Genomic DNA, 13,314 nt, shown 5'->3' with positions numbered 1-13,314 from the left:
AGCGCACGGTGTCTTCTAATCCTGCTCTGGCAGGCATGCCGCAAGAGGGGTCGCGCTGGTTATCTACCATATCTGCGGTAAATTTAGCCTGCATAGGCATGGGTGCCATGGCGGCGGCAGTATCTTTTTTCACTTCAGTTTTCTCGTTGTTGTTGGCACAAGCTGCTAAAAAAAGCAAAGCCGATGCTGCTACAATTAATTGCTTCATATTCATCGTTTTGGGTAAAGTTAAAAACTAAAACTTACATGTACATCACCCCTCCAATTTAATTTTGTTTGTCCTGCTGCATAATACTGGCTTACAGGGGCCATACAAGTAATGCCAACATTCATTTTTTTAATACCCACTTCTACTCCTGCCATGGCACTGGTAATATAACCACCGGTAGCAGCTACGCTCATTTTACTGAGGGTATTGGCTGCAGTATTTTCATACATCATACCGGCATTGGGCATTATGTTCATTTTTTTCAGCAAAATGTTGTAATAACCAATGGCGCTGCCGGTAAATTTGTTGCCAAACTGGTATTCGTTTTTTGCAGTATTTGCTTTGTAGGTTAGGGTGGAGTTAACGCCCCAGTTGCCCATACGAATATTGTACATGGTGTTCAACATAAAATCAATGCTGCCGGTACCTAATTGTGCATTTATATCAGCTACAGTAATGTTTGGATCTTTTAAATTTACATCCATTTTGCCGGTGGGTAGTTTTATACCTCCGCCAATCCATAACTGTTGCTCAATGCCGGCTCTGTGTTCGTATGTTTTTATTTTATGAAACAACAAATAATTTGCCATGAGTGATGCATCGCCCAAACCATTTTTATGGGTAATGCCATCATCATCTATTTGTTTGTTGAAATGAACTGGCACAATATATAATAATTGCCAACGCTTTGCTACATTAAACCCGCCCCAAACCTGTATGGTATTATAAAAGTTATGACTGTACTGTGCAGGATCGTTTACCAATACCGTATTGTAGTTCATATACTGGTATCGGATGCCAATAAATTTGGTTCTGAAATGGGGCATTAACCCCAAATAAAAATTACTGCCGCCACACCCGCAAATAGCGCATGCAAATGATGATGCAGTAATACATAAAAACAAAATTGTTGTAATGTATTTTTTGTACATAAACCTTTTTTTAGAAATTAAAATACAGGCAGTTTTGTAACTGTGTTGTACATCATTGCATGTAAAACAAACCATTACAAATATTGCTGAAAGAAAAAACAGAAAGATTATGCCCGCATTGCAGGTGGATGAAATAAAGGCACAGTAACGCCTTTATTGAGTGTTGCTGCATACATAAAATATGAAGTTGCAGTATAAAAGGCGTGATTTATATGAAGCGGGTAATGCTGATAAGCAAATAAATCAATTGTTTTAAAACTTTTATTGCTATTAGTGGCAGGTTGTGTCGCTTTTTTAAGCGCTTTGGCCAAATGGCACTGGCCATTACAATGCATTTGTGGTTTATTTTTATTAACACAGTATTCCAGTGTAATGGCAGCAGTATTTAGTCTGTAATACAGTTCAATTAAGTTGGTTTGAAAGCTTTCTGCTCCAATACCAATTATCATGAAAACTATGATCAGGGGTTTCAACATCAGTGGCAAAATTATGATAAAACCTACCTAAAATTATGATGCTAAGCATAATTTAATTAAGTAATGCAATAAAATTATGTGTGGTACAAATTGCAGCATACTATTTAAAATGGATGAAATATATTACAGCCTTAAATTCAAACACAGGTTAAAATAATTGTTATGCAGGAAGATATTATTATCCAAATCAGTAACCGGTTAAAAGAAATTAGAAAAGACAGAAATGTTACACTGCAGGAATTAGCCGAAAAAGCAGGAATTACTAAAAGCATGTTAAGTCAGGTTGAAAACAGCAGAAGTATTCCTTCGTTAAGTGTATTGCTGAATTTAATTAAAGGGCTTGAAGTTGACCTGAACGAATTTTTTAAGAATATCAATCTTCAATCCGGCAGTAAAGTAATTTTTAAAAAGGAATCAGCATATCAATATTTTGAAAAAGAAAACGCTGTAGGTTTTTACTACCAGCGCATATTCACAGCTACTTTTGAAGAGTATCATTTAGATTTTGTTTTATTGCGCATAGAACCCGGTGCTCAGCGCCAGCCGGTGAGTACGCAGGCATTTGAATTTAAATATTTACTGCAAGGCAATTTGTGTTATACCATTGGTGAAGATAATTATGATATGGAAGCCGGCGATTCGTTGTTTTTTGATGCCACAGAACTACATAATCCTGTAAATACAGGAAAGGAAGATGCCTTGTTGCTGGTGGTGTATTTTTTTCTTCAAAAGGGATAATACCTGCCAGTGTTGTTCACAATTAATTCATAAAAGTTTAATATTGGTTAACTGTATGCTTCATTTTGCTTCTTTTGTTAAATATTGCTTTACTATTTGTTAATATTCCCGCAATAATTCCATAACATAGGCCGGATAGTTTTGCCTTATAACTAAACATATTGTTTATGAAGCAAATTGTCCCCCAATTTTTCAGGCTACTGTTGTTCATGACAGTTAGTCTGCTCACTGCTCCAACCGTTCAGGCACAGAGTATGGTGCTAAAAGGACGTGTTGTAGATGCGGTTTCACAAACACCTATTGAAGGTGTTTCCATTGCTGTTAAAAAAACCAATCGAGGCACTACTACCAATGCGGATGGTGATTTTAGCATTTCAGTTGAAAAAAATGATGTGCTTGAATTTTCGTATGTTGGCTTTGAAACCAAGAGATTGGTTGTACACAATGGCGATGCCGTTGCCATTGCACTGAATCCGCAAAATGCCGATTTAAGTGCGGTAGTTGTTACTGCTACAGGTATTAAAAAAGAAGCCAAGCGTTTGGGTTATGCAGTACAAACTATTGATGCTACCAAACTTACCAAAGCAAGAGAGGCCGATCCTATTAATGCTTTAAAAGGTAATGCTGCAGGTCTTGCCATTAATATCAATTCAGAAATTGGCCATTCACCCGGTATTATTATACGTGGTGAGAATGGTGCCAACGATCAGCCTATGTATGTTGTTGACGGGGTGCCATTTACGTCGGATACTTATAATATCAATCCCGATGATATTGAAACGATTACTATTTTAAAGGGCCCTAATGCCGCTTCTTTATATGGTTTTCAGGGAAAGAATGGCGCCATTATTATTACTACAAAAAAGGGTTCTAAAAACGAGGGGCTGCATGTAGATTTTAATTCAAGCACACAGATTAACAAAGGATTTATTGCTTTGCCGAAATACCAGGATTTATATGGCCCCGGTGATAATGGTAAATATGCATTTGGTGGTGGTGGTTCCGGTCCGGCTAACTATCGGGGTGGCGGTGCCATTGGCGTAGGTGTTAACGATTATGATTATGATGTTTGGGGTCCTCAATTTAGAGGGCAGTTATTGCCGCAGTACGATGGTAAATACGATCCTACACAAAATTATACCACTACTTTTGCAGATGGTTCAACTTATATTGGCCATGTACAGCCTACACCGTGGATTGCCCGTGGTAAAGATAACCTTCGAAAATTTATACAGGCAGGATTGCTTTCCAGTAACAGCGTTTCTATTTCTTCTTCTACCGAAAAAACAGATGTACGGTTCTCTGTAGGTAATACTTATCAAAAGGGGATTGTACCCAACACGCAGTTAAACAATTTTAATGTAACTGCAAGTGTTACACAACGCTTCAATCCAAAATTAACATTGAGTAGTTACATTAACTACAGCCGACAATCTACTCCAAATATTCCGGATGTACAGTATGGTCCAAACAGCATTATTTATAATATTATTCTTTGGGGTGGTGCAGACTGGGCGATGAGTGATATGCGAAATTACTGGCAACCGGGTTTAGCAGGTATTCAACAAAAATACGAAGAGTTTTATCGGTATAATAACCCATACTTTATGTCGTATGAATGGTTAAGAGGCCATTACCAAAATAATATGTATGGTTATATTTCCTTAAACTATAAGCCCACAAAAAATCTTGAATTTCAATTAAGGCCCAGTATTTCAACTTATGATATGTTTAACTCTGAAAAAATGCCTTATTCAGCGGGTGCTTATGGCAGAGAGTTGCGTATGGGCGATTACAGAGAAGACAGAAGAGGGCAATACGACTCTTATGTAGATGGTCAGGTACGTTATAAAAAGAATTTATTTGGTTTTTTAGATATGGAAGCTTTGGGTGGCGGGACGGTACGCAGCTTTAATTTCAACTCCAACTTCACCTCTACCAACTATTTAAATGTACCGGGTATTTATTCTTTTTCAAACTCATTGTATCCTTTAACAGGAAGTACATTCCATTCGCAAATGAAAGTGTTGAGTGCTTATTATTCCGTTGATCTGGGTTATAAATCATACCTTATTGCCAACGTAACAGGAAGGGTTGATAAATCATCTGCTTTACCTGCCAATAACAACAGCTATTTTTATCCATCATTTAACCTGGCATCAGTGTTATCTGATTACATTAAATTACCAAGAGCCATTTCCTTCTTAAAAGTAAGAGGTTCTTATGCTGAAAGTAAAAGTGGAGGCACGAATGCATTCTTTACTCCCGATATTAGTGCAACACCGGCAGCAGGTTATGGTTACAACTGGTATTCTCCCTATGGTGGCCCTAGTTATCAGTTCTCACAGCCTTATACTTTAAGCCCAACATTTACCAATCAGTTAAGCAATAGTGCCAGCTATACCAACCAAACAGTAAGTGCCAACATACAAACGGCTGAAAGAAAAGCTACAGAATTTGGTGTAGACATTCGCTTCTTAGATAACAAATTAGGATTAGATGTAACCCATTACCACTATCTGAATACAGGTATTGTAAACCAGGGCACATCCTCTGCATCAGGTTATTCCAGCTTTTTAACCAACGGAAATGCTTATACCAATGATGGCTGGGAATTTACCATGAATGCAAATCCTATTAGTAATGCCAATGGTTTTAGTTGGAATGTAACAGCCAACGTATCTACTTATGTAAAAAAATGGGTAAACAATTCCAATCCAAATAACTATTCTAAAAATGGTACTCGGGTTGATTTGGTTTACGGTAATGCCTTTGTGCGTACGCCCGATGGTAAAATGGTAATTGACCCCGCATCAGGCCTTTATTTACGTTTTTCTGATTTGGGTTCTTCTGCACAAAAAATTTATGGCCATTCTGATCCTGATTTTCAATGGGCGGCTATTAATACTTTTAGCTATAAAAACTTTGCACTCCGCTTTCAGTTTGATGGAATGGTGGGCGGTGTAATGGAAGATTATGTTCGTAAAAAAACCTTACAGGGTGGTAGGCATATTGAAAGCGCAACCGGTGCATTTGGTATTGCCAGGCCTTTTGATGAAGCCAATGTAGCAGCCTATACCGGACAAGGCGTTAATTTAACCGGAGCACCAATTAGTTTAGACCCCATTACCGGGCAAATTAATAATATGAAAAGTTTAACCGAAACACAGAATACTACCAAAAGCCAGGTTCAGCCCTTTGTTACCCGTATGGCTTCTATCCCCGATTTAGATATTATTAAGAAAACGTATGCTAAATTAAGAGAGGTTACTTTAACTTATAACATTCCGGCAAACAAACTGAAACCTACTTCATTTATACGCGGAGCGAGTGTTTCACTGGTGGGTAGAAATTTACTGTACTTCTTCCCCAATCGGTATAAAGATTTAGATGTAGACCAGTATACACAAGACAGTGGTTCCGGTCTTCAAACACCGACCACCAGAAGTTATGGTTTTAATGTAAACCTATCCTTTTAATTCATAAAGCAAATTGTATGAAACAGATAAAAAATATTTCTCTTTTTTTATTGGGTGTTTTGCTGCTGGCTTCCTGTACTAAAAAAATTCAGGAACTTCAGGCCGACCCCAATAAACCTACCAGCGTTCCTGCGGGCTTAATTTTAGGAACGGTATTAACAAATATGGCCGGAAATGGCAGTGCCGGTTCTTTAGGCGGCCTCAATTCCTGGAATAATGTGCACAACTGGAACCAGTATTTCTGTAATAACTACGACTATTATGGAAATAATATTTACTCCTGGACCAATGGTTCGTTTGACCCCTACTTAGTTCTGAAAAATGTGGTACAAATGGAGCGTGAGGCTGTTGTAAAAGGCGCTTCATCAGTTAACCCTTATGAAGCAGTAGGCAGATTTATTCGTGCTTATTACTTTTACAATCTTACTTCTTTGTTTGGTGATGTTCCGTTAACACAGGCTTTACAAGGTTCCGCAAACCCTACCCCGTCATATACCACGCAACAACAGGTGTTTGCTTATATATTGAATCAGTTAGATACTGCCAATACACATTTTGCAACATTAATTGCCAATAACGACCAAACATTATCTGCCTCACAAGATTTGTTTTATCAGGGCAATTTATCAAAATGGCAAAAATTGGTCAATGCTTTTAAGTTAAGGGTGTTGATTCAGTTAAGTTCAAAAACATCAGATGCAACTTTAAATGTTGCTGCACAGTTTGCCAATATTGTCAATAATCCTTCTAAGTACCCCATCTTCACCAGTCAGGCAGATGATATGGCGGCACAATACGATGCTACTTATTTGCAATATCCCTTCAATCCCAGCAATTTCGGTTCTATTGCACAGCGTAACAACATGGCCGATACTTATGTAAAAGCTTTAACCACTATCAACGATCCCCGTGTGTTTGTTACCTGCGAACCGGCATGGGCCCTGGTTGGAAGCGATACCTTACAGCCTGCTAAATTTCAATATTTTGTGGGTGCCAGCACAGGGTTACCACTTTCAATTATGTATGGTAATGCTTCTGCCAATTTATACTCCTTTCCAAACCGTAAAAGATATTATTCAACTTTTACCGGTGAACCAGATGTGTTAGTGGGTTACAAAGAACAGAACTTTAATATAGCTGAGGGCATTGAAAGAGGTTGGGTTACCGGCAATGCAGCAAGTTATTATAAAACAGGCATCATTGAGTCGATGAAATTTTATGGTATCGATGTAACACAGCCCGGCTTTACTGCTTACTTTCTTCCTCCGGGTAAAACATCAACCACGCAGGTAACACCTTATAGTGTTTCGTTCAACTTTGTTAATTATTACGCTCAACCAGCAGTTCAACTTTCTTCCACTCCTGCAACTGCTATTCAGCAGATTATATTGCAAAAGTATATTGCCATGTTTCAAAATTCAGGCTATGAGGCTTATTACAATTGGCGCAGAACCGGCGTTCCTGCTTTTGAAGGGGGCAGTGGTGTGGGTAACAATGGCATTATTCCAATCAGATGGGCATATCCGGTTTCAGAGCAGGCACAAAATGCCGCCAACTGGAAAGCTGCACTACAAAGCCAGCAATTTTCTGCCGATGACTTGAACCAGAAAATGTGGTTGTTGAAATAATTTTTTGATGCATTTAATGATAAAAGTGAAAAATGTATATCAATATATTGTACTGATTTTGGTAGTTGGTTTTAGTAGTAGTTTTTCTGTACAAGCGCAGAAGGGGAATGGGGTATTACCTCGTTCCTCAACTGCTTTTGTTGTAATAGCGCATCGAGGTAACCATGTGTTTTATCCTGAAAATACCATTTCCGCAATTCAAGCAGCTATAGAGGCTGGTGCGCAATACGTAGAAATAGATGTAAGAGAAACCAGTGATAGTGTAATGGTATTAATGCACGATGCAACAGTTGACAGGACAACAGATGGTAAAGGTGCGGTGAGCAGTTTGGATTATGCACAAATTAAAGCTTTGCATACACCGGCTAAAGATGGGCAATTATATACTATCCCGTTATTTTCAGAAGTATTACAACTTTGTAAAAACAAAATCAATATTTACCTTGATTTTAAAAATGCCAATGTTGCAAAAGCATGGAACATGATACAACAGGCAGGCATGCAAAATCAAATTATTGTATATCCCAATACCTTACAACAATTCCATGAATGGCAAAAGTTAGCACCACAAGTACCTATCATTACCAGCGTACCCAAAACAACAAGTTTAACAGAAGAAAAATTAAATGAATTTTTTACAACCATGTATGTAGCTGTTGTAGATAATTTGTATGATGAAAACTTAATTAAAATAGCCCATGTAAATCATGTAAAGGTTTGGTTAGATGTAGAAAGCCCACAAGAATCAACAGCAATTTGGGATAAATTTTTGAAAGTGGGAGTAGATGGTTTACAAACCGACCACCCGCAACAACTATTGAAATACATAACTCAAAGGCAAATGGGGCTTGAATAAATTCAATGAACGACTAGCTAATATTTAATAACTTTAAAACGCATTTATGAAAAGAAGTATTATTTGTTTGGCAATTTTATTAGCGGCTTTTTGTACAAATCCGTTATTGGCACAACGCCAAACTGAAAATGTTGTAATTGTAACCTTAGATGGATTACGCTGGCAGGAAGTGTTTAAAGGGGTAGATTCTTATTTATTGGCCGACAAAAACTATATGCACGACAGCGACTATATAGCTGAAAAATTTACAGCGGCAACACCCGCTGAAAGCAGGGCTAAATTATTCCCTTTTCTTTGGTCAACTGTTGAACAACGGGGACGGCTTTATGGCAACCGTTTATATGAGAATGATATGAACGTAGCCAACCGCTACCATTTTTCATATCCCGGATACAATGAAATATTTACAGGTTACCCTGACACGGCCGTTAATTCAAACGATAAAATCAAAAATAAAAATAAAAATGTATTAGAGTTTTTAAATAAGCAAAAAGGGTTTACCGGAAAAGTGGCTGCCTTCTCTACCTGGGATGTGTTTCCTTATATCTTAAACAAATGGCGGAGTGGTATTTATGTAAATTCAGATACTGATACTTTGCATTTTCAAAACAGCAATTTAAAATTAATGAATGATATGCAGTTTTTAACGGCACAGCCCTTGAATGTGCGTCCGGATATTTTAACTTATATGGCAGCCCGCGAATATCTGAAAGCTTATCAGCCAAAGGTATTGTATATTGCTTTCGATGAAACCGATGATTTTGCACATGGCGGGATGTATGATCAGTATTTAAAAAGTGCACATGCCGAAGATGCCATGATACACGATTTGTGGAACTATCTGCAATCCAATCCTGTATATCGTAACAAAACCACTTTAATTGTTACCTGCGATCATGGAAGAGGTGATGTAAATAAAGATAACTGGCGCAGTCATGGTTCGCGTATTCCGGAATCTTCACAAATTTGGATGGCGGTAATGGGGCCGGATATTACACCGGAAGGAGAAGTAAAAACACACATGCAATTGTATCAGGAACAAATTGCTGCTACCATTGCTGCTATGTTGGGATTTCATTTTACAGCCAATCATCCCGTTGCAAAACCAATTGAGCAACTGTTACAAAAATAAACGGTATGAAAAAAGAACAAATTGAACAAACAGCCCATGAAATAATTGAGTTATATAAAAAATATGGGCATGAAGATTATATTGGTGAGCCGGTTTCACAATTAGAGCACATGTGCCAATGCGCTCAACTGGCAGAAGAAGGCGGGTATGATGATGAAGTAATATTGGCTGCTTTCTTTCATGATATTGGGCATTTATATGAACACATAATGCCCGAAGGGAGTACTGCCGGCCATATGGATAATTTTGGATTGGTGGATCACGAAAAATTAGGTGCAGCATATGTTTTGGAAAAGGGTTTTTCTTTGAAAATTGCAAAACTGATTGAATCGCATGTAAATGCAAAAAGATACCTAACTTATAAAGATCCCGAATATTATGCACAATTATCTGAAGCCAGTAAACAAACATTGCAGTTTCAGGGCGGCAGGATGGCGGAAGCAGAAGCAGCTGAATTTGAAGCAGATCCCTTGTTCCCATTATATATAGCCTTACGCCGTTGGGATGAGCAAGCCAAATTAACCAACAAGCCTTTACCTTCATTAGAGGTATATCAGCAACGTATTATTCAACACTTAAAACAACAAAGCTAATATGCCCATTCAATTAGTAGTTTTCGATATTGCAGGAACAACTGTAGCCGATCATGGCAACATCAATCAAACTTTTAGAGATGCTTTTCAGGCAGCAGGATTAAACGTGCAACCGGATGATGTAGATAAAGTAATGGGGTATAAGAAAATTGAAGCCATTGAAATTATTCTGCGCCAATATAAACAACCTTTATTGCCCGGCCATAGCATCGAATCTATTCATACCGATTTTACCAATCGTATGGTGCATTATTATGGAACAACACCATCCTTACAACCATTGCCTTTCGCAGAACAAATTTTTTCCTGGTTAAATAGTTTGGGTATTCAGGTTGCATTAGATACCGGATTTACCAGGCCTATTACGGATGCAATTTTAAACAGATTACATTGGAATCATCATCCCAATATTGCTTGTGTAGTTTGCAGCGATGAAGTGCCCGAAGGCAGGCCGGCACCCTATATGATACAATCTATTATGGGAAAAACCCGTGTGCAGGATGCTAAAAATATAGCAAAAGTAGGCGATACGGAGGTAGATGTATTAGAAGGGCGAAATGCAGAATGTGGTATTGTAATAGCCACTACAACAGGCGCATATACCGAGTTGCAACTGCGTACCTATGCTCCCGATTATATCATTCATTCACTTAATGAACTTAAGGGAATTATACAACCGCAATGGCAGTAAATTATATTAAAAAGCATCGGGAGTTTTTCGTAGCCTTATATGCTGCCATAATTACTTTTCTTACCTATGCAACGGTATATGCTTTCCGTAAGCCTTTTAGTGTCGGAACTTATCATGATACGCCTACTGTTTTCGGATTGGCTTATAAAGATGCATTGGTAATTACCCAGGTATTGGGCTATATGTTCAGTAAGTTTTACGGTATTAAATTTATTGCAGAGTTAAAACATTTTAGAAGAGGCAAATTAATATTACTGTTGGTGGGTATTTCGTGGTTGGCGCTTTTGTTGTTTGCCATTATACCTGCCCCTTACAATATTCTTTTTTTATTCATTAACGGGTTCCCGTTAGGAATTATCTGGGGAATTGTTTTCTCCTTTGTTGAAGGAAGAAAGGCAACCGACTTTATTGGAGCAGCATTAGCAGTTAGTTTTATTTTCTCCTCTGGTTTTGTAAAATCGGTAGGTAAAACTTTGATGGTGCAATTTCACATTAAAGAATTATGGATGCCTTTTGTAACCGGATTGGTTTTTGTTATACCCATGATACTACTGTTATGGTTATTAGAAAAAATTCCGCCGCCAACAGAGGCCGATAAAGCACAACGCGTTACCAGGGCTTCATTAAACAAAGCAGAAAGAAAAATCTTTTTTAAAAATTTTAGTACCGGATTGGTGCTATTGGTATTGGTATATGTAATATTAACGGTGTTTCGTGATATCCGTGACAATTTTGCGGCAGATATGTTCCGCGAAATGGGTTTTGGTAAAAATGCTGCCGTATTTACTGAAACAGAAACGCCCATTTCAATTATTGTCCTGATTTTGATTAGCAGTATGATATTTATTAAAAACAATGCACGTGCTTTTTTTATAACGCATTATTTAATTATTGCCGGTTTTATGATAGCCGGTATCAGTTCCTGGCTTTTCTTATATCAACATTTACCGCCATTGTATTGGATGACGCTGGTAGGTTTAGGTTTGTATGTGGGCTATATTCCCTTTAACTGTATATTATTTGATAGAATGATTGCCACTTACCGGTATACGGGTAATGTAGGTTTTTTAATGTATGTGGCCGATTCGTTCGGATATTTAGGAAGTGTAGGTGTAATTATACTCAAAACATTTTTTAGTGGACATATGGAATGGTCTGTTCTGTACGGAAACGGCGTTATTATTTTTTCTGTAATAGGTGTTGCAGGTACCACCATTGCTTTGTACTATTTTAAATCGAAATATAATAAAATAAATATTGTGTATGCGTAATCAGTCCGCAATTGTAATTGGCGCCGGTATTGTTGGGTTGGCAACGGCAAGGGCTTTGAGTTTAAAAGGATATTCCGTTACTGTAATAGAACGTGGCGAAAAAGCAGTAGGTGCATCCATTCGTAATTTTGGAATGGTTTGGCCTGTAGGGCAACCCGATGGTGTATTGTATAACAGAGCCATGCGGAGTAAGGAAATTTGGAAAGAAGTAGCAGATAGTACCAATATATGGTATAGAGAATCCGGCAGTTTACACGTTGCTTATCATGAAGATGAAATGCAGGTGTTGGAAGAATTATTTGATGCCTTTCACCAAAATGGCAGGCCGGTAGAGTTAATGCGTAAAAAAGATATTATTGAAGAATTTGAAGGCGTAATTGAATTGGGTTTATTAGGTGGTTTATACAGTGCCACTGAAATGGTGGTCAATCCACGAAAAGCTATTGCCACCATTCCTGTTTATTTATCAGAATATTTGAATGTTCAGTTTATATGGGGAAAAGTTGTTAATCGTATAGAACAGGGAAAAGTTTGGATGGGTAATGAAACCTTGCAGGCTGATTTGATAATGATATGTAGTGGAGCAGATTTTGAAACCTTATTTCCGGAAGTATTTACTGCTATCGCTATTACCAAATGTAAATTACAAATGCTTCGTTTTAATGCAGGTAATGATGGTATGCATATTGGTACTTCATTGTGTGGCGGATTATCTTTAATTCATTACGAAAGCTTTAAAGCCGCTGCCTCTTTGCCACAATTAAAGGCAAGATATGAAAAAGGTATGCCCGAATATTTAAAATGGGGTATTCATGTAATGGTTTCACAAAATGATGAAGGCGAGCTTACCGTTGGTGATACACATGAATATGGATTAACCCACGATCCTTTTGATGCGGCACATTTAAACAATTTGGTAATTCAATATTTAAAACAGTTTGTTCATTGCACCAACTGGTCATTATTACAAAGTTGGAATGGAATATATTCTAAAATGAGCAATGGTGACACCGAAGTTTTTCTTGAAGTCTTGCCCGGTGTTTATATTTTAAATGGATTGGGTGGAGCAGGAATGACCCTATCGTTTGGTTTGGCTGAGGAGAAAATAAACGAAATTGTATAGCCTCAGCGGTATTGCCTTGAGAAATTATGCTGTTTTATAAAATATTTTTTTTCTTCCAAGCAGCATAATACAGCTTGAATTTCTCTTTTTCATGTCATTTGCATAAAAAATATCAATAATCATCAATTTGTAGTATGTTTATCATGATATGTATTGCTCTTGAACTATTTTAGCGCTTTCATTTGCT

The 13,314-nt window shown here is 37.6% G+C and carries 12 protein-coding genes; 9 read left to right on the top strand and 3 right to left on the bottom strand.

Translation table 11 applies throughout. The features are described from left to right. The 3 genes from A0F92_RS07535 to A0F92_RS07525 form a co-directional block, all read right to left on the bottom strand. A partial coding sequence (locus A0F92_RS07535; protein ID WP_167516901.1) for a hypothetical protein occupies positions 1–208 on the bottom strand: 208 nt, incomplete at its 3' end. 20 nt (positions 209–228) lie between these two features. Next, positions 229–1,140: a hypothetical protein gene (locus tag A0F92_RS07530; protein ID WP_167516900.1), complete on the bottom strand. Its 912-nt coding sequence runs from the start codon at positions 1,138–1,140 to the stop codon at positions 229–231. Between the two features lie 107 nt (positions 1,141–1,247). Beyond that, positions 1,248–1,589 (bottom strand): hypothetical protein, encoded by a 342-nt coding sequence (locus tag A0F92_RS07525; RefSeq protein WP_068243694.1) that lies wholly within the window; start codon positions 1,587–1,589, stop codon positions 1,248–1,250. Between the two features lie 189 nt (positions 1,590–1,778). Here A0F92_RS07525 and A0F92_RS07520 point away from each other — a divergent pair, with 189 nt between their 5' ends. The 9 genes from A0F92_RS07520 to A0F92_RS07480 all read left to right on the top strand — a co-directional run bounded on the left by A0F92_RS07520 (position 1,779) and on the right by A0F92_RS07480 (position 13,127). Continuing rightward, entirely contained in the window at positions 1,779–2,354 is a 576-nt protein-coding gene (locus A0F92_RS07520; RefSeq protein WP_068243691.1) for a helix-turn-helix domain-containing protein, read from the top strand. A gap of 167 nt (positions 2,355–2,521) precedes the next feature. Beyond that, complete coding sequence (locus A0F92_RS07515) at positions 2,522–5,833, top strand: SusC/RagA family TonB-linked outer membrane protein (RefSeq protein ID WP_068243687.1); 3,312 nt, start codon at positions 2,522–2,524, stop codon at positions 5,831–5,833. 17 nt (positions 5,834–5,850) lie between these two features. Then, the gene (locus A0F92_RS07510) at positions 5,851–7,461 is read left to right on the top strand and encodes a SusD/RagB family nutrient-binding outer membrane lipoprotein (protein WP_068243684.1); all 1,611 of its coding nucleotides are present in this window, start codon (positions 5,851–5,853) and stop codon (positions 7,459–7,461) included. 7 nt (positions 7,462–7,468) lie between these two features. Beyond that, positions 7,469–8,317, top strand: a complete 849-nt coding sequence (locus A0F92_RS07505) for a glycerophosphodiester phosphodiesterase family protein (protein ID WP_167516899.1) — start codon at positions 7,469–7,471, stop codon at positions 8,315–8,317. A gap of 46 nt (positions 8,318–8,363) precedes the next feature. Beyond that, the gene (locus tag A0F92_RS07500; RefSeq protein ID WP_068243680.1) at positions 8,364–9,449 is read left to right on the top strand and encodes an alkaline phosphatase family protein; all 1,086 of its coding nucleotides are present in this window, start codon (positions 8,364–8,366) and stop codon (positions 9,447–9,449) included. A gap of 5 nt (positions 9,450–9,454) precedes the next feature. Further along, complete coding sequence (locus tag A0F92_RS07495) at positions 9,455–10,042, top strand: HD domain-containing protein (RefSeq protein ID WP_068243675.1); 588 nt, start codon at positions 9,455–9,457, stop codon at positions 10,040–10,042. Between the two features lies 1 nt (position 10,043). Continuing rightward, the gene (locus A0F92_RS07490) at positions 10,044–10,733 is read left to right on the top strand and encodes an HAD hydrolase-like protein (RefSeq protein ID WP_068243672.1); all 690 of its coding nucleotides are present in this window, start codon (positions 10,044–10,046) and stop codon (positions 10,731–10,733) included. Continuing rightward, on the top strand, positions 10,724–12,004 hold the full coding sequence (locus A0F92_RS07485) for a DUF5690 family protein (RefSeq protein WP_068243671.1): 1,281 nt from the start codon (positions 10,724–10,726) through the stop codon (positions 12,002–12,004). The genes A0F92_RS07490 and A0F92_RS07485 overlap by 10 nt, the downstream gene beginning before the upstream one ends. After that, complete coding sequence (locus tag A0F92_RS07480; protein WP_068243667.1) at positions 11,997–13,127, top strand: TIGR03364 family FAD-dependent oxidoreductase; 1,131 nt, start codon at positions 11,997–11,999, stop codon at positions 13,125–13,127. The genes A0F92_RS07485 and A0F92_RS07480 overlap by 8 nt, the downstream gene beginning before the upstream one ends. Positions 13,128–13,314 lie beyond the last annotated feature (187 nt).

It is taken from the genome of Hydrotalea flava (assembly GCF_001623405.1).
Taxonomy (GTDB): Bacteria; Bacteroidota; Bacteroidia; order Chitinophagales; family Chitinophagaceae; genus Hydrotalea; species Hydrotalea flava.
This window is presented reverse-complemented; position numbering and strand designations above follow the sequence as displayed.